We start from the raw sequence: 21,850 nt of genomic DNA on the forward strand, positions 1-21,850 counted from the left end.
GTGGTCGGCCGATCGGCCCGCTCACCAGCATCGGCCTCGGCCTGGCGGATCCAGTTCCGCAACGCCTCGTGATGCACCCCCAACTGCTCGGCGAGCTTGCGGATCGTCGGCTTGGGGTCCGACTCCCGGTACAACCGGACCGCGCGAGCCCTCAACTCGTCGGGGTACTTCCTCGGTGCCGCCACAGATGACTCCTTCCGGTCCTATCGGACCACACATCGGAGCCCTCCGGAAAACGGGGGAATCTCAGTTTAGGCCCGTCCGGTTTCCGATCTCGGAATGACGTCAGCCCTCATCTCGAATGTACGTCACTCCGAAGGCGCGAACCTGGCGGAACTCCTGGCGGGTACTACCGAAGTCGAACCAGCCGCCTTCTTGCTTCTGGAAGATGTCCAGACCACGACCGAGGTTGATGCGCCATCCATTGTTGGTGCGGATCCAGCGGTCGTGACCCCCGGGGTCCTTGGCCACTTCTACCTTTATCCCCTGCTGGGCGGATCCCTGAACGATCTGGTGGAGCATCTGCAACTGCTTCTTCTGTTTGTTAGGATCATCTTCGAGGAGGGTGAACAGCTTGAACAACACCTCGTCAGCAGGGTCCTTCGCCGACGCGATCAAAGCCAGCAACTCGACCAGGTTCCGGCCCTGGTGACTCATCCGGATATACGGGTCGTGCAACTCGATCTCCGTCGCACCACGCAGGTACGGCATGAGAAGGGTCTCGTAGGAGACTCCGCGATGGTTCTCGACGAAGTCCCGCTGCCCTTGATACAACTCCTCCTTGACCGTAGCCGAAGCAGCCGCGGTCGCCGGCGTAGCCGGATCCGCAGCTTCCTCATCGACGTCCCCTGTACTCGGTCGTCCACGGTGATAATGCCCCGGGTACTCGTCTTCCTCCAGCGTGGTGACGGCCGTCCATTCGCCGGCCAGCGGCCGGTAGCCGAAATTCACCGCGACCATGGTGTCGTCGATACGCAGGATCTGGTCTTTCACACGCTTACGCCCCTCGATCGCGAAGCGCAGGATCTCCTCGATCTCCTCAGCGGTGGCTTTCTCATGCGGGTAGAGCAGCTTCATGAGACCGGAGAAGGTCTTCTGGATGCCGTCGCGGTCGCGGCTCGAGATGTCTGAGCCAAGCGTGAAATGCGGCTGGTAGCGGTCGGAATAGTCGAGGTCCCGCATCGACTTGAGCACCTCGGCGATGTAGTCGACGACGAATCCATACCCGGTGGAGAACATGTCGCCGCGGATCGTGTCGAATTCCCAGCCAGGGATGTAGCAGTGCAGCCGGTCGAGGTAGGCCGGGTCGTGGTAGCTCTCGGGGAGCTCGTCGAAAAGGTCGGAGTGCTTGAGCATGTACGGCACGGTGTGCGAGGTATTGCCCACGAACACCATCGATGCCTCTGCGCCGAGGGTCTCGACTCCACGGGAGAACGACTTATTCGCCATGTAGTTCTTCATGATGTCCACGAGCGCCCTGTCGGTGCGCTTCTTCTTGCCCGCGAACTCGTCGAAGGCAACTACGTCCCAGTAGCCGACGAGCCCGAGGCGGCCATTGGCGTTGTTGACAAACAGCTTGGGTACGGTGACCTCACCGCCGGAGATCAGCATGCCGTGAGGCGAGAACTCTGAGTAGATGTGCGACTTGCCGGTTCCCTTCGGGCCGAGCTCGACAAGGTTGTAGTTGCGCTCAACGAACGGGATGAGGCGGATGAGCTGGAGTAGCTTGGCACGACGGCCGAACTTCTCCGGGTCGAAGCCGATCGACTGGATCAGCAGATCCATCCACTCGTCCGTGGTGAACTTCGCCCGCGCATCCAGGTAATTCTGGTAGTCGAAGTTCGACATCTGGATCGGCTTCAAGCTGCCGAGAATCCATGGCACGGCACGGGGGTCGTCGCTGTGGAAGTATTCGATGTCGCACAGGCACCACACACCACTGACGAGCAGCTTCTGATTCGCGTTGACGGTACCCGGGTCTACGAGAACGCCGCTGATTCCGAGGTTGGCGAAGGATGCCTGGTAGACGTCGTCTTTCTCGTTGAGAGTGACGCTCACCTTGTCGATGATCCGGAAGCGCCCCTTTTCACGAATGCGCGACTTGACCAGTTCAGACTCGTTGCGGTGCACGTAATGCTGGGCCAGGATTTCTCGCACCTTGTCGATGCCTGCCCGGATCGTGGCCTCGTCGTCGGAGGCCGCGTACTGACCGAGCAGGTACTCCAACACGTAAGAGGGCACGATCGCGTTGCCCTTGACCGCCTTGACCAGGTCCTTGCGGACCACGGCGCCAGCGAAGTGTTCGTTGATCTTGCGATCCAGATCGCTGGGCTGCCCGGTTGCTTGCGGCGCCTCGGCTTCCAGGACGTCCTCGATGGGCGCGGCCTGGTTCAGGTCGATGTTTTCGCTCATCGTCGCTCCCTTAGAAGTCGAAGTCCGTGGTGAAGGAACGTTTGATCGTGTATGGCACACTCTTGTACTTCTTCCACTGGTCGGTGCCCTCGATCGGCTCCGACAGGCGGAATTCCACACTCTGGTTGTTCGCGTCGTCCGCGTCTTTGCTCAGCAGGAGCCGAACGCTCTGGAATCGGTCACGCCCCTGGTCGCTCGCCGAGTCGAACACCATCTCTTGTTCGTTGGAGATCAGCTGGTCCCCGAAGTACAGCCCGGCACGCAACCGTCGTGCAGTGCGGTGCGGTTCGACCTTCATCGACTGGTAGAGCTTGACAACAACCTGACCCGTAGTGATCTTGTCGGACTCAGGGTGGATGTCGACGTTGACTGGTTCGACTGTGTTGTTGCGTCTCTTGTTGATCGAGACGACCGGCACCACGATCTCCTGGAGCGATGCTCCCCCATGCACGAACTGGAACCCCGCACCTGGCTTGACGATTCGGTGGATCGAATTCGGTATCTGCACCTCGAGATGGCCGGACAACCCCAGCTGATCCGGTTGGAAGGTCCGGAATCCGGCATCCTCCTTCAGGCCACGACCCAGCACGTAACGGCGCTTCTCTGCAACGATCTCATCACCTTGCGGCTTGACGGTGAGGTTGAACTGCGGCGCCAGTTTGGAGCGCTGATAGAGGAAGCCGTGATCTGCGGTGACAAAGATGTTCGTGGCGTTCGCGTTGGCGAGCTTTTTGACGATATCGACCAGCTGATCGAGTGCCTCTGCCACTGCTGAAAAGGTGCGGTGTTCCGATTTCGCGCTGTCTCCCGTGGCGTCGATCGTGTCGTGATAGACGTAGAGCACCTGGTGGGATGAATACAGTTCTCGTCGCTCGGCCGGCTTCATCTCCAAGAAGTCTTTCGCTTGGACAGCGACGCCTTCCACTGCATTCAGAATCTTGTTGCGGTTCGCCGAACCATCGGATTTCAGCCCATCGACCAGAACCGGATCACCAGCCGGAGAATGCGCCAAGGTCTTGTGCGGTAGGAGCGCCGCCATGCCCAGCTGCGTGTAGCTCGGCAGCACACCCAGCAATGCCTCGATCTTGGCTTCGAACTTGTTCTCGCCACGGATCTTCGAGGTCAACTCCTCGGCGATCTCGTAACGCATCGCGTCGGAGATCACGACAACGGCCTTCTTGTGACCGCCTTTGGTGAGTTGCGCGACGTACTGGTCGTAGAACGAGGATTGAGAGGTCACGGCGGGCGTGCGCCACTGCTCGACCGCGTCGACCTGCTGCTGCCAGCTTGTGCCGAGCGGAGCCAGGAAGTTCGTGACGTAGGCAGCCTCGACCCGGACCGCCAACTCATCGAGCGGCTGCTTGAACTCGGCCGTCAGGTAGGCGTGGGTGAACTGGCGGTAGAGCTGATCGATACGGAACAGCTCGTCACGGTACCGCCTGATCCCTTCGTCGAAGCTGGTGAAATCCAGTCGGCCGGTGCGGATCGCGGGCAGAAGCTCGGCGGCGGCCGCCAATGCCTCGTAGAGGGTGGCGTAGTCGTCGAACCAGAAGCTGTCACGACGGCGGGCGCCGATGGCTTCGAGAACATCGCGCTGCGGCATCGTCTGGTTGACGAGTCCATCGACCAGACGGCGGATTGTCTCCCGCTCAGCGGCTTCGAAGATGTCGGCGTCCCTGAGTGCGTCCCACGGGATTCCAGCGACTCCCTCCTGGTAACCGAGGTCCTCCTCGGCCTTGCGGGCGAGTACCTTGATCGCGGTCGCGCTGCGTTTGGAGTCCCGGAAGCTACGGAAATCGATTGCGAGGTTGCGGGCACGCTTCGACGAGGTGACGTCGAAGCCATCGCGAGCCTGCCGGAACATCCACAGAATGAAGCCCGGCACTGTCGGTGACTCCGATCGGTACCCATAGATGTGCTTCGCGCCGGTCCAGTGGAAGTCGGCGAGCCCATACTGGGCGAGGGCGTCGAAACCGACCGAGCTGTCCTGTGCCTGTTGAACCAGCAGGGTACGTGTGAGCTCGGAGAAGCTGTGCTCCTTCTGCCCGATCGCGACAGCGCACATCTTCGCCCGCACCATCACGAGATCATCGCTCGGAGCGAGCAACGCCTTCAGTTTGTCGACCAACGTGGCGTCAGCGAAGAACGAGGCATGCTCGGCGATGAGCGCGTCGGCACCAGGCTGGGTCAGCCCCAGGCCGGCCCGCATGAGCTCACCGCGATCTGCCGTGAACACGGGTCCATAGGCCAACTCGAGGTCGAGCAGCCAGTTCCCTGCCCCTTTAGCGACGGGTCCAGAACGGTAGAGCAGGAACCGAGTCGTCGTATCCTCGCGGAGCACACGATGCTTGACGGCGAACTCATTGTCCTCGATGCGCAGCACGGTGACGTCACTCGGCAAGTGGCTGTCGAGGTCAGCCGCGTATCCGCCGTCAGGGTCGTGCCACACGACGATGCGTTGCCCGGCGAAGCGGTCCACGAGATGGCTGGAGATCGTGGGCGTCTTGCTCATTCGTGGTCCTCGTCATCTCGGCGGCTGCCGAATTCGCGACGCGCAAGCCCGTACTCCGCGCGCTGCTGCTGGAGCCTCTTGGTGTCGATCAGGTGTCTGATTTGCCAATTCATCAGCGCCAACGCCGCGTTCGCTGGCGGCGCGACAGCCGACCCGGCCGTCTCGATCAGCGCAGAGCCCTGCCCGAACGGGCCTGCCGCGCTCGGTCCACCGGCGGACTTCAAGTCACCCATCCGATGCCTCCAGACCGGTGATCTTCCTCAAAGCTGGGTAGAACTTCGGGTAGTTCACCCTCACGCCGTTGTCGAGGTCGATTTCTACTCTCTGGATGTCCAACGGGTAGAGGACATCATGCTCGTAGTCGCGCAGCTCGGCGAGGATCGCGCGCAGGCGATCAGCTTCTTTCTGTGCTTTCGCCGATGCGCCACCGGCAGAGGCTTCCTCAGCGCGCTGGAGCGCGACCTCGAGCTTCGCTCGGTATTCACGGAGGTACTCGTTCAGCACCGTCGACACCGTTGACGGGGTGTAGCGGTGCATGTAGACCAGCGCGTTGAATGATCCTTTGAGAGAGGAGAACATCCAATAGATCGGACGCTTCTTGTAGCGTTGCACGTGATCCTCGTAGAACCTCGACCTCGCGACGTTTTTACCGGCGGGGTTCGACTTCGCGATGAAGTAGTCCCGAATCGTCTTGACGCCCAGGGATTCCTCCACGAAACGGAGGTTCTTCTCGAAATGCTCCGCTCCGAAGGCTGTACGCAGAAACTGCCGGATCCGCTCGACGATGTCGTCCTCGAACCAGCCGTCGTCAACGAACGGGATGACATTGTCGGCATCCGGCAGGAACGTGGGCGACGGCACCTTCGCGAGGTAGTCCTGAAGCGTCGCGCCCTGGTCCGCCAGGATCAGACCCGGCGCGTCGAGGCTGTAGCGACCAAACATGCACCCCACGGCGTGGGAGAACAACTCTTTAACGAAATCAGCACGTTCCAAAGCCTCGTACTCGGTGTCCGATTTACCAGGGCCGTACCGGAATGCAACATTGCGATTCAGGGACACGCGGTGGAGCGGTACCTCGATCTGCACCTCGTCTTGCAGTCCGTAGGCCTCGGCAACGACGCGGTTGTTCGCTGTCTCGCGTGCCCGTTGCTCACGAGCAATTTGAGATTGTCTCACCGACCACGCAGCGTAGTGTTCGGACAGCGTCTGTCCAGATACTCTCGTAGCCATCCACGATGGAGTTGTGAAGCTCCAAGACGTCTCGAAATCATCCCAGTCCGCCTGAGATACCTTTACTGCATCCTCCGCAATTCTCGCCCGTTGTGCTGAGCCCGAGTCAAATACAGGCAACTGTGCAATCTGCCCTCCGTCAAAATGCAGAGTCGGCGCCACTGCCTGCAAAATAGCGTGGGCCACGCTAGAATTAGCCAGCGAGACAAATGAGTACCGAGTGCTGGCGTCGTCAAAGAAGAGCGATGGCCCAACATCGTTGTATATGAACCCATGTGGATACACGCGAAAGGCGGGATCTCCTGAGCTAATCCTTGACCATGAGACAGATGGTTGAAAATAGGTGGAAGGATTACGGATAACCGACTTTGGTCGCAGCGAAAGCAGCTCTCGACCATCATCTTCCCAGTCCACCAGATGTTCGTGGTTCCCCCACCACTTTCGGAACTCGCCACCCTTATTGTGAGGAAACCACCGCGCAGCAGACTCTCCGGCCTCAGCTCTGCTCTCACACCCCAGCAATATTCGGCGTAATTCTACCTCCCACCAGGAGCGTAGAAACCGACTATTATCTGCGGTCGACAGACCTTGTCGAGGCGCTGCAACTTCCTTCAACGGTCGTCCCTTGGCAAAAGCGGCACGCATGGCGTCGGAGAGCCAGTACGCGATCGGTGAGCCAGGTACTTTGGAGAAATCCTCGGACGATGCCGTAAATCGCCACTCACATTCGGGGTCTTTGATTGCTTCGATGAGACGGAGACACTTCTCTTCTTCATTCAACGACGTCAGGCGAATGAATGGAGCTTGCCGTCCCGGCGAGTTGGTCATCGCAAGAATGAAGGCGGCGTTTGCGCCAAAGACGTCAGGGTGGTTGGAGACATCCCGAAGGTGGACAAAACTGTCAAACGAGTGGCCCGCGAGGATGTCTTCTCGCAGGTCCTTAAAGCTTACGATCGACATCCACGTATCGCCGATTATTTTCCCGACCATGCCCCCTTGGGAGACGAGATTTATCGCGCGCAGGACGAAGCAACCGTAGAGATCTTGTTTACCATCGGCGTACTTGCTCTTAACGAAATCCACCAGTCGAGCGTCCATGTTCTTGCTGCCCATGTAGGGCGGGTTTGCCACCGCAATCGCGTACTCGCGACTGAGGATCGCGGCCTGCTCGACGACCTTGCATGCCTGGTCCAGCGTCTCGAAAAGGAGCGTCCCTTCCTGCTCCTTCAAATCTTCCACTACGCTGGCTGCTCGCTTGGCCTCTTCGGCGTCCGGTTGAATCAGTGCACCGAGCCGGTCGGCGTCGCGGAATTGATTCCAGAGCGCCTCCTCCGCGTACCGGTTGCCGTCGGCGGTCACCAGGAAGTCCAGTTCATCAGGTCCGAACGAGATCGGTTCGATCACGCAGATCTTAGGCTTCACCTGCGAACGAGTGAAAAATCGCCGATCCTTGGCGCGTGCCTTCATAGTGAGCGCGAAGGCTGCCAGTGATCCTGCGCGGGGATCGATCTCGGTGCCGTGAAGGTTGTGGGCGAGGATCAGACTCGGGATTTCCGAGGGGGCGTAACCTTCTTCTTCGTAGATTGCGTAGAGAAGGTCGAATGCGTAGGTGAGCATATGGCCCGACCCGCAGGCCGGGTCGATCACCGTCAGCTCCTCAGGACCGTTGATCTCGAGGAAGTCGGTTATTTCATCGACCGGGGCGATGTAGTAATCCATCCGGTCGACGAGGCGCGACGTCGGCCGGTTGAGCATCCACAGCCTGCCGAGCGAGTTCTCAACCAGGTAGCGAACAATCCAGCGTGGCGTGAAGAGCTGGGTTGCCGCCGGGATCTCATCGGCGCCGGCCTTTTTGTTCTTCTTGAAACCGGCGAAGACCTCGTCTTTTCGCTCGGAGATGTAGAACTGGTAGAGCCATCCGATCACCTCGACGTCCTTGCAGACGTCCTCCGTGAGCACCTCGCGGGCACGCGACAGAATCCCACCGTCGGCGAGAAGCCCTGACGGGACGAGGAGTTCGGTGTAATCGCCTTCACGCTCGAACATGAAGGGCATGGCCTTATTCCAGTACCGGCAGTACTCGGTCAAGAGCAGCGCGTAGGCCTCCCCTTCGGCGTCCGTGCTGCGACGGGTTCCGTCGAGCAGCCCCAGGATCGCATCGGCCCCGCGGTCGCTGGTGACTACCTCGGCATCGAAGTATCCACGCTTAGCGTCGGCGAGAATCTCTGGCTGGCCGTGGTCGTGGCCGTGCGCCGGCGAGACGATCCCGGCGGTCGTATAGCCGCGGGCATCCATATAGCGTAGTGCGATGAGCCGGTTGAACCAGGTGTAGGCGACCTTGTCGATCACGTGCTTGCGACCGTGCTCGGCGATCTCCCTTTCGAGTCGCTTCACCGTCTGGCCACGCTCGCTCCGCGCAACCGAACCAGCGGCGAGGACCGCCGAAGCCTGAGCTTCGACCGCAGCGAGCAGTTCTCGGCGGGCCCGGGTGGCGAATCGCTCCAAGGGCTTGGTATCCATGTGTTTCTCTTCCGCCTCAGAGCGTGATGCGCTTGTTGTCGTTGATCGTGGCGAGCAGCGTCGCACGGAGCCTGTCGAGGTAAACCTCGACGTCGTCCGCGGTTTCGAGGACCTGCCCATTGCCGGGCAGCGTCAGCTTCTTGATCGACACGGTCTGCTTGACCGGCGCCGGAGCGGGCTTCGGGGCTGGGTCGGTACCGGGCTGGGGTTTCGGTTCGGAGCTCGGATCGGGCGCGGCCTTAGCGGCTTCCAGTTCGTCGATGATCTCCGGGTAGATCGTGTCGGCGAAGTGGGCTGCAAGGTTCCTGATGGCCGGGATCTGTGTCTCCTGCCGCACCCGGTCGAGCACGGCCTGCGTTTTGCTCGTCACCGAATGCTGGGCGGTATCGGTTGCGTCGGCGTATGCCCTGCTTTGCGGCACTTGAAGCCAGTAGTCGTTGATCTTGTCGGTGGCGGCGGTACGTTCCGCGTCGATCAAGCTGTGCAACTGCTGTTCCAGGTCCTCCACCGCGGCACCGAGCTGCCGCGTCTTGTTGCCACGGAAGATCTGTGGGTCTTCCAGGGCGGATTCGACGGCGTTGGTGGCGCCGGGGACCAGGTAGGCGATGTTGGACTGGTTGTTCTGCATGAAGGCCAGGGCTTTTTCGAATATGCCGCACTGGCTGCCGTTCAGGAAGGCCTTGATCGGGTCGATCACGTTGCCCTTCGCGTCGAGCAGGTCATCAGCGTCACTGAAGTCGGTGATGAACCAGTCCGCCTTGTGTTCACACAGCTCGGCGAGCATCTGGATCGGCTCGTCCAGTTGATCGATGAACGCGAACGGTGAAGCTGTACGCAGCGTCTTCAGTTCTGCGAGTTTAGCTTGCAGGCGTTCTTTGCCAGCCCGCGCTAGTTCCAACGGGTCTTTGGTGACCCCTCCGTCATCGGTGAATTCCACGACGAACTTGCGGAACGCATTCACGATCTTGGCATCGAACACCCGCTGCGGCGCGACGACCATGGCCGAGTAGCTTTGTGTGTTCCGCAGCGCTCCGGTGATCTCGGTACGAGCCAGGACCTTCCCGTTCAGTTGGATCTCGATCTTCGACTGACCGGCAAGGTATGCGACCACCGCGGCGACAGACCACTGATCCCAGCCGAACGGCTTCGCCGTGTATCGATCGATGAGCTGCCGCATGGTGACCTGCTCATGGCGCTTGCGGCGCAGCTCCAGGTGACCGAGCACGTCTCCGCCGGGAACCTCCAGGATGCTCGCCGTTTGCTGGAACAAGCCGTCACCTGCGGGGTTCACGAATTCACCCAGGCTCTGCTCGTTGAAGGTCTTGCCGGCGAGCATCCCGAGGTTCTTGTACGTCGCGGCGATGACCCGCTGGAACCCCTCGTTGATCCGGGCCTGTGCGTCGGACGAGCTGACGTCCAGGACGCCGGCGTTGTGGATCAGCGTCGAGTCGCCGACCGCGGTACGCAACCGTTCGACGATTTCCTTTTCCCGTTCCGCGTTCTGAGTTCCCTTCGCTTGCAGGATCGTCTGCTCGATCGCTGTGCGGCTCGACCCCTGGGCACGCTTGACGTACTTCTCCGTCTTCAGCAGCAGACGCAGGTCGCCGAGGATACGGTTGGCCTCGGCCGGGAGAACAACGCGCAGTTCGTCGAGCCCGGCGCTGTGGGCCTTGATCTGATCCAGGCTGAATTCGCTTTCAGGGCTGGTGAAGTGGAGCGACAGCTCGTACTGCTTGCCATACGGGGTGCCGTCGAGCTTGTATCCGAAGGGGAAGTTCTGCCCGTTCTTGTAGGTGGTCTTGGTCAGCTTGACCACGGACTCGGCGAGCAGTTTGTTGAGCTTCCCGGAGACCTCGGGGTTGTCGATGTCGACATTCTTGATCTCCTGCTCGATCTTCTGCTCGTCATTGGTCAGATAGTCGTACAGGTCGCCGTTGCGCTGGATATAGGTCTGCGCCTCCAGTGCATTGAGGGCCGCGTTGACGTCCTTGCCCAGCTGGCTGAGATCCGTGCCGAAGTGGTCATAGACGAGCACGGTGAGGTTCCGGGCGGTGGCTTTGAAGGTGTCCACATACTTGACCAGGAACAGGGCCTTCAGCAGCCGGACGGCCAGTGGAGGAAGCGAGGGGCTGCGCTCGGCGTCGTTGATGGCCCGCTGGTTTGCGGACTTCAACGAGGCGCGGATGCCCTCAAACATCTGGTCGAAGGAAGCGAGCGTCCCCAAGGGTTTGTCGGCCAGTTCGGTGGCGACCTGCTGAACAACGCCGAGCATGGAGCGCTCACCGACGGAGCTGTTGCGGCCTTCGAAGATGTTGTGGTCGCTGATGCCTTCGATCGCGGACTGGAACAGCGGGAACTGGTAGCTCACGAATGGGTAAGTGCCCACGAAGTGGGACTCATCCCGGTAGTTCGGGTAGTGACGTCCCTCGACGAAGTTGAAAAGCGTCTTGAAGTTCGCGTGCTCGGCGCTGTAGATCGCCGCGATCTCACCTGTGGCGGACGCGGTCTTGGCGAGTAGTCGCTTCCGGATGACTTCTTCGACATCCTGACTGGTGAGCTTGAGCCGGTTCTTGAAGCGGGCCTGGATCTTGGAAAAGTCGTTGGCCTGCTGCTTGGTGCGGTCTCCGCCGACCTTCTCCATGTCCTCCTGCGAGGTGACGAAGATCCACGCGCGCCCCTTGCACTTCGTCGCAAGGGACTCCGCGATGGTCTGGAGGTTCAGCATGAGCTGGGTGTTGGTGCCGATGAACTGGCCGACCTCGTCGACGAAGAAGTTCAGTCGGTAGCCCTCGGGCTGCCGACCCAGCCAGGCGGCGACCTCGTCAGCGAAGTCCTCGATCGAGACCTTGTAGGTCTGGCTGTACTGGCGGATGATGCCGGGGCTCTCGGAGCCGTTGACCTCGGCAAATGCCTTGTCAATGTTCCCGGTTTCCAGTGCCGCCTGTTCGCGGCCCTGCGACCACGGAATCCCTGCGATGCGCTCGAAGGCGGCCTTGAACTCGGCGTACTGACCACGGGAGTCCAGGTCGCGTTCGAAACGGGCGATGTGCCCTTGATTGCCGTAGTAGCCGCGGGACTCGTCGAAGACCTTCACGAAAACCTTGAGCAACGCGTCGTTCTGGTCCTTCGAGATCAGCGTGGCCTTCTGGTCTATGTTGAACAGAAGACTCTTGGCCGCGATCCGGTCGGCCTTCACGATCAGGGCAGGCAGGAATGCGTCATCGGCCTTGACCCGGAATTGTTCCGAGACCCGGGCCCGTGGATACTCGTGGCCGTCGATATCACCGAGCAGGTGGGCGAGCATCTTCAACAGGTGTGACTTACCGGAGCCGAAGAAGCCGGAGATCCACACGCCGTTGGCGTTCGTGTAGTTGGTGTAGGCCTCCAGCACATGTTCCACGCCCTTGGCGGCCTCGTTCGTGAGGACATACTCCTCCACCTCGGTGGCGAGCTGGGAGGTGTCATCGGCCTTGATGACACCCTCGATTGCTCGGTCGATCCGCTTAGCGAAGATCTCGTTGATCGTGCGCACGCTCATGCTTCTTGCTCCAGAATGTCCTTGGCCCGGTAATAGCTGTCGCTGGCACCGAGGTTCAGTGCGCGCAGCTGGTGACCGGCTGTCTGAGTGAACTCATAGGTGCCCGGGAACCAGACGAGCATCGGACGCCCGACCACGACGCTTTGCAGGTTCTCCAGCACCGTGTGGGTGCGGATAAAGGGAAATACCTCGCCGATGCCGGTGAGGAAGACCATGTCGCTGGGCTGCTCATCGAGCCGTGCCCGGATGGCGGGTGCGAGGTGGTCATGCGGATCGAGCATGCCCTGCAACACCCCACGGAACTCCGACTTGTCCATCGTTGGCTCGAGGTCGAGGACGCGTTCCCAGACACCGCGGGCCTTCAACAGCTCCACGGCAAGGTCGTAGAGATTGATTTCCACGACACTGCGCCCCTCGTCGCTTTGCAGCTTCGTCTGCACACGGTCACGCATGTCGTCGACGCCGAATGCCCATGACGGCGGGAAGTGGTAGATGAAGAACGGGACTTCCTTGGACAGGCCTTCCATCTTCAGGAACCGCTCACTGCGCAGAACGTCGTAGACGTGCTTCTCGTCGCTGACGAGGTCCCGTTGGGCGGTCCTCATAGCTGCACCTCGTGATCAAACTCGCTGATCGGCGCCATGGTCGGGAAGAACCGGAGGTCACTAGGGGTCCGGCGGCCGAGTAGCTCGGCGACACGCGCGGAAAGCACGGCAGGGACGAGGTCCCCACTCGTGGTGCGCAGTCCTGCCTCGTGGAGCATCCGGAACAGGGTCTGGCGGAGCTTCTGACTGGTCGAAGATTTCAGCTCGTCGAGTTCCGGGTGCCAGAGGCTCTTGCCGGTCAGGAAACGGTCGAAGTCCTCGGTGCTCAAGGTGGGGGTCATCAGCAGGAAACGTTCGCGGAGAACTTCTTCGGCGAAGTCGCCGATGAAGTCGTAGCGACGGCAGGCCGCAACCCACATGAGATGACGCTGCTCGGTGGGGCTTGCGTCGATGAGCAGCTCGAGCTCACTGTCGCTCAGCACGGACAGACGTTGAACGGTCTCGCGGGTGACACGAGTGCTCGATGAGGACGTGCGTGCTTGTAGCCGGTTTCCCTCTACGATCCGGGTGCGAGTCTCGTCCCAGGAGCGGCAACCCAGATATACCTCGGCGACCACCTCGCCCTCACGGACCAAGAGGCCGCCACTCGTGAACGATAATGCATAGCGTGCTCGTGGCTGGTCGGTCACGGCCACAGGGCGTCCTTCCTGTTTTGGGGCAGTAGATCAGGCTATAGGACCGAGCTTGCATACCGGAATGCTTGGCGCACAAGAGAAGACGCGGAGAACGCGTTGTTCGCGTACATCGACGGATTGGATCGCCGAGCAGCCGGGAACCGACCCCGCCCGAATCGTCGTCGCTGGAGCCAGCGCGGGCGGCGACTCGCGGCGGCCCTGGCCCTGCGCGCCCGAGACCACGGGCCCGTCCGGCCAGCGCTCGGCCGCAAACCCGGTGACGACAGCCCCGAGATCACCGAATACGGCAAGAAGGTGGCCGATTTCGTCATCGACCAGTTCGAAGCCGACCTCCGCATCTGGGCACACCAGCGTTACTCGGGCCCACCTGCGTTGTCACGCAGGGAATCTAGGGATTCACCGCGGTGCGCGAATGGGCGAGGCAGTTCTACACCGCCTGGCGGGCCCACCGCGCCCGCACGACCCGGCAGCGGCGCGGTCGCACCCCGGCCGCGGGCGGTCACCGGCACTTACCGGCACACAACAGACGACATCACCCTCCCTCATGACAGAAAGGCGTCTCGCCGTGAGCTCTTCCGGCCAGGTCCGAGTCTTCCAGGTCGCCACCGGCAACATCGGCACCGAAATGATCAGCCGTATCCGCGAGCATCGCGATCTGGATCTGGTTGGGCTGCAATGCTACTCGCCCGAGATGCTCGGGCGGGGCGCGGGAGAGATCGTCGGTATCGAGCCGGTCGACTTCGGTCACCAACCGACCGCCCGAACCGCAGTCGTCCCCACTCCCATGTTCACAACGCCCCGCCGAGGGCGCTGCGAACATGGAAATGACCGGCTCTCCGGACGCGATCATCGCAACCCTCACATTGAGTACGGGCCCACGATCACCAGGCGTTTTCCAGTTGCCCATGTTTTGTGTGCCCCGCCGAGGGCTCCGACCTGCGACAGTCAGCTGGATGACATTGCTACGACAGATCCGTGCGATGCCGGACCCCGAACATGCCACAGCACGCGTGCTCGGCGTCGACGATTTCGCGCTACGCCGCGGACACCGCTACGGCACGATCCTCATCGACATCGAAACCAGGCGGCCCATCGATGTGCTCGCCGACCGCACCAGCGACACGCTCAGCGCCTGGCTGCACGCCCATCCCGGTGTCGACATCATCTGCCGCGACCGCGCCGGTGCGCGATCAGCCTGCGGCTCGGTCTCGCCCGCGCCACCGTCCGGCCCGCGCGTCCACCCCCGACGAGCTGATCCGGGGCTCGGCCGGCAAACAACGACCGAGCGTGCTGGACGAGTTCAAACACCCTAGTCTGCTGCACCTTGGAACGAAGGGTGCACCAACACGCGCGAGCTGCTCACCGAGATCCGAGCACGAGGATATCGCGGCAGCCGAACGATCCTGTTCGACTTCCTGCAGCCACTGCGCACCGCCCACCTTATCGGTCCGCCGCTTCGTTACCTGGCTGATGAGCCGTCTCACCACACTCGATCCCCACGATCGGCAACGCCTCGACACCGTGCTCGACGCCAGTCCGGAACTCACCGCTCGCCGGGCACGTACGTGCTTTCGCGGTGATGATGCGTGAGCGACGTGGCGGCGAATTGGACGCGTGGATGACCGCAGTCGAATCCGACGACCTACCAGCGCTGCGCTCCTTCGTTCGAGGCCTGCGGCGTGACTACGACGCCGTCCGCGCCGGTCTCACCCTGCCCTGGAGCAGCGGCGCCGTCGAAAATCCGAACGTAACTCGGTGGCGTCCACTACCACATACGGAGGACGGTCGAATCTCATGGCCTGCTCAATCCGTGCAGCAGTATGTTGCCCACGCCTGTCTTGAGCGGCTCATGAGCGCGTGGACGGTCCCCTGCGTCGTGAGGGCTTGATTGCGCCGGGAATGACGTCTTTGCCGAGATGCTCCTTGATGAGATACTTCAGTTGCGCGCCGTCGATCAGCTGGATGCGATTGTGTCGTCGCGCGAAATCGTCGCTGGCCTTGCCGAACCATGAGGTCGTCACCAACACCCCGCGACTGGCGTGCTTGTCCTCCATGACACCTGCCAATGCGCGCACCGCATCGATCTCGACCACCTTTTTGTAGCGCTTGGCTTGAATGACACACTCGCCGCCCTGACAGGGTCGGGGTTGATCGCGATGGCGTCGACACCATCGTCCTTGGACGGCTGGGTGACCCACGACTGCATACCTATTGCTTCGAACAGCTCTCGCACCAGCTGTTCGAAGTCCTTCCACGGCATCTCCACTAACACGGGTCGTGAATCGAGTTGGCTAGCCACATCAACCGAGTCGGCCCGCTTGTAGCGAGATAGGTCCGGGTCGAAAATCGGTCGAACCGGCTCGAGATCCCAAGGATGTGGGGAAACGATCGCGTTCAAGTGCTGCTGTAGGCACGCCACAGGATCCAACTCGGTCAGCACCAGATCCTCAAACTGCGCGCGAGTCGCGGACACGCTGATCAAGACGTGATCCTCCGGCCGCCCAGTGGCCTTGTTCCGCCCGGCGACCACGCCGTTGACCGCGACTTCCTCGACCAGAGAGCCCGGCCGCACAGCAAAAGCATCCCGCATCGTGAGCAACACGAGTCGGCCGAGCAGATCCGCATAACGTTGCTGCACTTCTTTGGGCGAACGAGCAGAACTCACAATCTCATCGCGCTCGCGGACGTAACGGTATTCTCGCTCTGGTGGGATGACCTCGATCCCTGGAAGCCTCCGGTCGATCAACAGCCGCCGAGACTGTGACTGATACGCGACCTCGACATAGATCGTCAGGTCCACAGGCAGTCCCGCTGCCTTGAGGAACACTTCGAAGCACTCCTCGACCGCAGCCGGGTCCGCTGCTTCGAAGCGTTGCCGGAGGACTTCCAGCTGAGCGTTGCTCTGCTCGACTTCCTCGGCTCGAACCCGCTCGGCGGCCTCATGGCTTCTCACGGCCGCATCCCACGCAGCCATCCGATGTTCTTCTCGGCTCATGTGCTGCGCCAGAGCCTCTTCGAAATCCGCCCGCTTCTGCTCGACCTGCCGCTGGTGCCCACTACTCCGCACGCGCTGCCAGCCCGTCGGTGCCGGTGGTGCGAACTGCTCCCACACCGGCGCAGGACTGGCGGCCGCTAGCTCGGGCCCAGGGGTGAACGGCCGCGGTTGGAACTCGCTCCGCAGCAGGTCGGTTGGCCAGAGCACCTCTGTGGGAACGTAGCTGGCCAGAAGCGAGGCAAGCTCCTCGACTCGTTCACGAACCATGCGAGTCCGGTGTGCAGCATAGGCACGCCGCTGCTCGACGTAGCGGACCTGCTGCTCCTTGGCGGCACGGGCCGATGCCAGCTCGGCGGCCTTGACGGCACGCTGCTGCTCCCGCGCCGCCTGTGCCTCAAGTCTCTGCTGCCGCTCAAGAATCCGCTGCTGCTCCCGCTCGCGCATCCGCAACTGATGCTGCAATTCCGCGAAGAATCCCCGACGCCGAGCCATCGCCAACCCCCGATCACGCCTACGACCACCTCTGTACCGATCTACCACAGAGGGCGGCCAGTGCGCGCGAAGTCAGTCGAGTTACAAGGTCAGGTGGACCGCTCCCCAATGGCCCGTGGGTTTTGACGTGACCCCGTGAGGTCGGTCCACCTGATCTGGCCCGCGCTCAGGAGGCCGCGGTTACGAGAGTTGAGGCAGACTAACCCGCGGGGGGTTACGATGCCGAGATCCTTTCCGCCGTCGGTGCGCCGACAGTCGGTAAATGCTGATCCTCAGGCGCCGCTGATGCGCCCGAGGACGTCGGCTGCGAGGGCGCGGTTGTGATATGGCGCGTACGGTCCACGCCCCTTGGTTACAAGGAGTTCAGCGAGGCGTCGGATCGCTGCGGCGAGCGGCAGGCCGAAGAACTGCTCGTCGGCGCCTTCGTCGGAGACGAACCAGTCGACGACGATCCCGTCGCCGCCGGCAGAGGCCAGTCCGGAGCGCTGAAAATGCAACAGTGGAAAGGCAATTTCCAACTGAGCCAGGGTGCGAAGGGTCTCTCCGGTGAGCGCGGACTCCGACACGTACATCGCGATGCGGTAGTCCACGATGCCGTTGCCCTCCAGGAACCGCTCGACATACAGCACTTCCATCGGCCCGACGTTCAGCGTGAACAGGCGCTGACGCGCGGCGGTCCTGTTCGTGGCGGGGAGCGCACTCAGTGTCCACCGGTCCATCTCCCCGCTGGCGGGGTCGTCGAACGCGTGGGTGAGGTAGTCGGCGATGAGGTCGACTGCGGGGTCGAAGAACGGGTCCTGCTGCAACTCGGCGAAGTTCTCGTCGCTGGCGCAGCGGTGGAGTGTGCTCATGGGAGTCCTAGGGTCACTCGAAGTAGTCCTCGTCCACCTCGACGACCGTGAAGGTCTGTCGCGTCTGGACGCCGACGCCGTAGCGGATCATCAGCTCGGCGAGGCGCCTGCCGTCGATGAGGATGATGCGGGTGCCGATGTTCTGCGCGTACTCGCGGGCACCCGAGGTGAAGGCGCTCGTGGTAATGAAGACGCCGCGGGCGGCTCCGACGCCGTGCAACGCGCCGACGAACGCCTGGATCTCCGGCCGACCGACGGTGTTGTCCGCGGCGTAGCGCTTGGCCTGCACGTAGATGCGTTCGAGGCCGAGCGGGTCCTGATCGATGACGCCGTCCACTCCCCCGTCACCGAACCCGCCGATCCGAGCGGCCCGGCCTTCGGTGCCGCCGTATCCCATGGCGACGAGAACGTCGAGTACCGAGTGTTCGAGGAACGCCGGATCCTGGCCGCGCAGCCGTGCCAGCAGGTCGGCGGAGACCTCGGAATGGAGGCGTTCGACACCACGCTCGATCTGCTCGAGTGGGTCGACTACTTCGTCGGCGACATGTGCGTCGGCTACGGTGTGGCCATTCGAGGAGCCTGTCCGCGCCGGTGTGTAGTCCTGGTACTCGGGTAGCGCTTTCAGGATCTTCTCGGTGATCCCTGCGGGGTGAGCGGCGAGCAGAGCTCGGCCCGCATCGGTGATGACGAAGGTAGCGCGGGCCGGCTTGTCGACGAGCTTCGCGCGGTACAGCCCGCCGAGGGCCCACCCGATCCGGTTGTCAGCGCGCCCCTGCCCCGACGGCAGCACCTCGGCCCGCTGCTCGGCTGTCAGCCCGACATGATCCTCCACCGCCGTGTGCAGGTCGCGCTTACGCCAGATGTGGCCGTCGGCGAGAACTTCCAGCACCGCCGTGAGAAAGCCCGACCACACCGGCATAGCCGACACCGGCGCGGTCACAGCTCGCCTCGGAAGACGCGGGATTGGAGGGATGCGAAGAGGGAGTCGAGTTCAGCGAGTATGGTGCGGTGGCACACACCCATCGACATGACGCTTTCCAGGGTTTGCACCAATTGATCCTAACTTCTGTTGACGGCACTAGAATTGGCTGCTCTTACCCGACTCGGTATTCCGGCAGTGCTCTATATCGTCGATCACATACAACATGGCCCCTACAGCCGTGAGTTCACAGCGGACGTCATCGACTTGGCCTTCGGCTACTTCGCCGACCGGACCACGACCGTGGATATCCGGCACTCGACTCTCTCGTCGGTGCAGGGACTGACGCAACCTCGCGGATGGACCTATCGCGAGTTAGCGGACGATGTCGACGGTATCGTTTGCGTGGGGATCACCGCGACCTTGCTACTACGGGACTTCCGCACGTCGCAGGCTACTCGGTGCCTTCCGCTGGCGTCGGAGCGCGCGGGCGGAGCCGCCGCAGAGACGCACCTTTTTCTCTCGGCATCAGTCAGCGGGCTCCCGAGTTCGACACTCCGACCGGAGATCGGTACCATCCCTGGGCATGAGCGACGGGGGGAATCCGACGCCGGGGCAGCATCTCTCGGTCGTGCCAGAACAGGTTCGCAATGTCGGCAGGTATGTCTACGAGCTCGCCGAGTCGTTGCGGACCGCTTTGGATTCCGCCGCAATAGATGTCGACGGTGTCGTCAACGGTTCCTGGACCGGCATCCTGGCCTCTGAGTTCGCCGAGGGCTGGACCGACGTCCGCGACGGCGGCGGTCGAATAATCGCCGCCCTCACCGAACTAGCAGAGAAGCTGGGAGTCAGCGCGCAGAGCTACGAATCCCGCGACAGCAGCAGTGCTTCCGCCCTGAACAACTCCTTCAGTCTGGATCTGCCATGACCACGGAATTCACGGTCGACCTCGACCATCTCGATGAAATCGTGTCCCGGCTGGCGGCGCTGGCCGGGTTCGTCGCCGACAACCTCGATGAGATAGACAACAAGGTCGCCACCCTCTCCGGGACCGGCTGGGAAAGTGCCGCCGCGACGGCCTACCACGATGCCCACCGCGAATGGATGCTCGGAGCAAGGGAATTCACCGACGGTGTCCGAGAAATGAGCGATGCGGCGCGCAAGGCTCACACCGGCTACAGCACAGCGGTAGAGGAGAACCTGAAGATGCTCCGAGGAGGATGAGCGGTGCGCGTCAATTGGCAGACATACTACGACGCCGCCAAGCAATGCCACGACCTCGCCACCGAACTGCGTCGCGCCGACAAGCCCGTACATGATGCCGTCAAAGGCGAGTGCGTGGGTATGGCCGGTGATGCCCCTGGCTGTAAACAGTGGGGCGAAGCATACGATCGGTACGCGCGCGACACCATGCAGACGTGCACCCATCTGGCCGACGCACTCACCAACTTCGGCAACGTTCTCTACGCGAGTGGATATAGGTACGGCAAATCGGACCACGCCCACCCCCCACGGCCGACCGTCAACCAGGTGTCCGAATACAAAGTCTCTATCCCGACCTCCGTCCACGACAACGGTGACGGCGTCAAACACAACGGTGGTGTGGAGGAGTTCTTCAGCGAACTGACGTCGAAGATTGTCAGCACCTTCGAGAAGCTGCCCAACGGTGACGTGGACAAGCTCGCCAAGGCCGCCCAGACATGGAAGACCTTCGCCGAGAATCGGACCCTCCAGGAGGCCCCCGCGAGAATTAATGCGATATCGGACCTGTTCGACGGCATGGACGCTGCCGAGAACCGTGCGTTGATCCAAGAGAAACTTCAGACACTCGAGTCCGGCGCCAACCTGCTCGCCTCCGCGTCGCGGAACGTCGCAGCACCGGTCGCCGAGTACCACACCTCGACAGTCGAGGTCGGCGAAGGCATAAAGTCGGCGATGAACAGCTTCGCGTGGGCCGTCGGACTCCTGGTCACCGGCGCGATCGTGGGAGCCATCTTCAGTTTCGGCGGCAGTATCGCCGTCGCCGGCGGCGGTGTCACCATCGCCGCCGCTGATACCATCAGCGCTATCCGGAGCCTCTATACGAGCAGGCGGCTCTTCCAAATCCTCAAGATCACCTTGGCCGTCAGCGTAACCGTCGGCGTCATCGACGCCTTCGACCAGGTGCCCGACCTCAGCGCGACCATCACCGCTCTCGCTGGCATCATCGCCATGAAAGCCGTCATCGACGATGATTCGCCCTCGGCACCGTCGGAGACCGACGACGACGCAGTGGAGAAGCGGATTGCCAAAGCAATCGCCGACCATGCCAACGGCCGAGCGGAGCAGGGCGACGGCAGTCACTACGTAGCCGGAGTGCCCCCCGAAAAACTCGCCGATTACGTCGAAAGCGTCATCAGCGGCACGCGACCGGGAGTGGAGGTCCGGTACGACCTCCGAGGTGGCCGGGTCGCATACTGGGATCCGAGCACAGGGGCTGTCGTGATCGAGGACGGTGAGGCCGGAACGGTACACACTCCGAAGGAAGGAAAGGCGTACTTTGACGATCTGGAGTGACGCAGAGTGGAGCCGGGGATGACTTCAGTTCGGCCTGGACGAGAGGTTTCTCTCAATGTGGAACAGTTCAAAGCAGTTCGACAACTTACTCTTCAAATAGCGAATGTCCGGGAAGATCTCCTGATCCCCTTGGGCTGGAACACCGAAGTCCAGGACCGCCTGCAGCGACTCGTCCGCTCCGTGCCCCGCCAACTGGACCAGCATGCGCGAGTAAAAGTGGTCGCCGCCGAAGGCGAGGGGGACGATCCGGCTTCGACGGGCCGGTTCCCCGGCAACGAGGCGGCGGCCGACTCGACCGGTGAGCTCGTGCGGCACCTGCCGACGTACATCGCCGACGTGTGGCCACGCTTGCTGGATCTCACCTTCCAGTTTCTGGGCAGCCAGGAAGCGCGCTACCGCACGGGCTTCTACGAAGAGGAGATTAACGAGGCGCTGGCGGCGATCCGAAACATCGCAAGGTGAGAGTCGACACGCACCACCTGGCGCGGCGCAATCGGATTGAGCAGGACGAGTAATCTCCGGCCAGCCCTCAGTCACCACCTCGGTCCCTGGGATTGCGCGCACGACGCAAACCGGGTCGGTCCT

15 protein-coding genes and 2 pseudogenes are annotated in these 21,850 nt (G+C 62.1%); 6 read left to right on the plus strand and 11 right to left on the minus strand.

What is annotated here, in order from left to right:
* The 8 genes from ACZ6DL_RS35720 to ACZ6DL_RS35755 form a co-directional block, all read right to left on the minus strand.
* Positions 1-185, minus strand: a 185-nt coding sequence (locus ACZ6DL_RS35720; protein WP_466057888.1) for a transposase, incomplete at its 3' end; no start/stop codon positions are given.
* Positions 186-285: 100 nt separating this feature from the next.
* Positions 286-2,412, minus strand: a complete 2,127-nt coding sequence (gene brxL, locus ACZ6DL_RS35725; RefSeq protein ID WP_466057890.1) for a BREX system Lon protease-like protein BrxL — start codon at positions 2,410-2,412, stop codon at positions 286-288.
* A 10-nt stretch (positions 2,413-2,422) separates the two neighbouring features.
* On the minus strand, positions 2,423-4,924 hold the full coding sequence (gene pglZ, locus ACZ6DL_RS35730) for a BREX-1 system phosphatase PglZ type A (RefSeq protein ID WP_466057892.1): 2,502 nt from the start codon (positions 4,922-4,924) through the stop codon (positions 2,423-2,425).
* Positions 4,921-5,157, minus strand: coding sequence for a hypothetical protein (locus ACZ6DL_RS35735; protein ID WP_039798163.1), 237 nt, complete (start codon positions 5,155-5,157; stop codon positions 4,921-4,923). The genes pglZ and ACZ6DL_RS35735 overlap by 4 nt, the downstream gene beginning before the upstream one ends.
* On the minus strand, positions 5,150-8,674 hold the full coding sequence (pglX, locus tag ACZ6DL_RS35740; RefSeq protein ID WP_466057894.1) for a BREX-1 system adenine-specific DNA-methyltransferase PglX: 3,525 nt from the start codon (positions 8,672-8,674) through the stop codon (positions 5,150-5,152). Before pglX ends, ACZ6DL_RS35735 begins: the two co-directional genes overlap by 8 nt.
* A 16-nt stretch (positions 8,675-8,690) precedes the next feature.
* On the minus strand, positions 8,691-12,212 hold the full coding sequence (gene brxC, locus ACZ6DL_RS35745) for a BREX system P-loop protein BrxC (RefSeq protein WP_466057896.1): 3,522 nt from the start codon (positions 12,210-12,212) through the stop codon (positions 8,691-8,693).
* Positions 12,209-12,817, minus strand: a complete 609-nt coding sequence (locus ACZ6DL_RS35750; protein WP_466057898.1) for a DUF1788 domain-containing protein — start codon at positions 12,815-12,817, stop codon at positions 12,209-12,211. The genes brxC and ACZ6DL_RS35750 overlap by 4 nt, the downstream gene beginning before the upstream one ends.
* Positions 12,814-13,452, minus strand: a complete 639-nt coding sequence (locus ACZ6DL_RS35755) for a DUF1819 family protein (protein WP_466057899.1) — start codon at positions 13,450-13,452, stop codon at positions 12,814-12,816. Before ACZ6DL_RS35755 ends, ACZ6DL_RS35750 begins: the two co-directional genes overlap by 4 nt.
* A gap of 544 nt (positions 13,453-13,996) precedes the next feature.
* Between ACZ6DL_RS35755 and ACZ6DL_RS35760 the strand changes: the two are divergent.
* Positions 13,997-14,188: pseudogene (locus tag ACZ6DL_RS35760) on the plus strand (dihydrodipicolinate reductase); the annotation flags it as partial.
* Between the two features lie 217 nt (positions 14,189-14,405).
* Positions 14,406-14,765, plus strand: coding sequence for a transposase (locus ACZ6DL_RS35765; protein ID WP_466057900.1), 360 nt, complete (start codon positions 14,406-14,408; stop codon positions 14,763-14,765).
* Positions 14,766-15,299: 534 nt separating this feature from the next.
* Here ACZ6DL_RS35765 and ACZ6DL_RS35770 read toward each other — a convergent pair.
* From ACZ6DL_RS35770 to ACZ6DL_RS35780, 3 genes and pseudogenes are all read right to left on the minus strand, one after another.
* Positions 15,300-16,939: pseudogene (locus ACZ6DL_RS35770) on the minus strand (restriction endonuclease).
* Positions 16,940-17,211: 272 nt separating this feature from the next.
* Positions 17,212-17,790: a hypothetical protein gene (locus tag ACZ6DL_RS35775; protein WP_466057902.1), complete on the minus strand. Its 579-nt coding sequence runs from the start codon at positions 17,788-17,790 to the stop codon at positions 17,212-17,214.
* Between the two features lie 13 nt (positions 17,791-17,803).
* Positions 17,804-18,730 (minus strand): restriction endonuclease, encoded by a 927-nt coding sequence (locus tag ACZ6DL_RS35780; protein ID WP_466057904.1) that lies wholly within the window; start codon positions 18,728-18,730, stop codon positions 17,804-17,806.
* 565 nt (positions 18,731-19,295) lie between these two features.
* Here ACZ6DL_RS35780 and ACZ6DL_RS35785 point away from each other — a divergent pair.
* From ACZ6DL_RS35785 to ACZ6DL_RS35800, 4 genes are read left to right on the plus strand one after another with little or no spacing between them, the layout of a single operon-like run.
* On the plus strand, positions 19,296-19,637 hold the full coding sequence (locus ACZ6DL_RS35785; protein ID WP_466057906.1) for a type VII secretion target: 342 nt from the start codon (positions 19,296-19,298) through the stop codon (positions 19,635-19,637).
* Positions 19,634-19,933 (plus strand): WXG100 family type VII secretion target, encoded by a 300-nt coding sequence (locus ACZ6DL_RS35790; RefSeq protein ID WP_466057908.1) that lies wholly within the window; start codon positions 19,634-19,636, stop codon positions 19,931-19,933. Before ACZ6DL_RS35785 ends, ACZ6DL_RS35790 begins: the two co-directional genes overlap by 4 nt.
* A 3-nt stretch (positions 19,934-19,936) precedes the next feature.
* Positions 19,937-21,265 carry a hypothetical protein gene (locus ACZ6DL_RS35795; protein WP_466057910.1) on the plus strand — a complete coding sequence of 443 codons (1,329 nt, stop codon included), beginning with the start codon at positions 19,937-19,939 and terminating at the stop codon, positions 21,263-21,265.
* Positions 21,266-21,322: 57 nt separating this feature from the next.
* Positions 21,323-21,727, plus strand: a complete 405-nt coding sequence (locus ACZ6DL_RS35800) for a hypothetical protein (RefSeq protein WP_466057912.1) — start codon at positions 21,323-21,325, stop codon at positions 21,725-21,727.
* Positions 21,728-21,850: the final 123 nt, after the last annotated feature.

Source organism: Nocardia sp. NPDC041819, from assembly GCF_055590505.1.

What these genes read in the sequence shown, in the direction of transcription:
- brxL (WP_466057890.1), bottom strand. Translation starts at nt 2,412, where the DNA reads ATGAGCGAAAACATCGACCTGAACCAGGCCGCGCCCATCGAGGACGTC.
- pglZ (WP_466057892.1), bottom strand. Translation starts at nt 4,924, where the DNA reads ATGAGCAAGACGCCCACGATCTCCAGCCATCTCGTGGACCGCTTCGCC.
- ACZ6DL_RS35735 (WP_039798163.1), bottom strand. Translation starts at nt 5,157, where the DNA reads ATGGGTGACTTGAAGTCCGCCGGTGGACCGAGCGCGGCAGGCCCGTTC.
- pglX (WP_466057894.1), bottom strand. Translation starts at nt 8,674, where the DNA reads ATGGATACCAAGCCCTTGGAGCGATTCGCCACCCGGGCCCGCCGAGAA.
- brxC (WP_466057896.1), bottom strand. Translation starts at nt 12,212, where the DNA reads ATGAGCGTGCGCACGATCAACGAGATCTTCGCTAAGCGGATCGACCGA.
- ACZ6DL_RS35750 (WP_466057898.1), bottom strand. Translation starts at nt 12,817, where the DNA reads ATGAGGACCGCCCAACGGGACCTCGTCAGCGACGAGAAGCACGTCTAC.
- ACZ6DL_RS35765 (WP_466057900.1), top strand. Translation starts at nt 14,406, where the DNA reads ATGACATTGCTACGACAGATCCGTGCGATGCCGGACCCCGAACATGCC.
- ACZ6DL_RS35775 (WP_466057902.1), bottom strand. Translation starts at nt 17,790, where the DNA reads ATGAGCACACTCCACCGCTGCGCCAGCGACGAGAACTTCGCCGAGTTG.
- ACZ6DL_RS35785 (WP_466057906.1), top strand. Translation starts at nt 19,296, where the DNA reads ATGAGCGACGGGGGGAATCCGACGCCGGGGCAGCATCTCTCGGTCGTG.
- ACZ6DL_RS35790 (WP_466057908.1), top strand. Translation starts at nt 19,634, where the DNA reads ATGACCACGGAATTCACGGTCGACCTCGACCATCTCGATGAAATCGTG.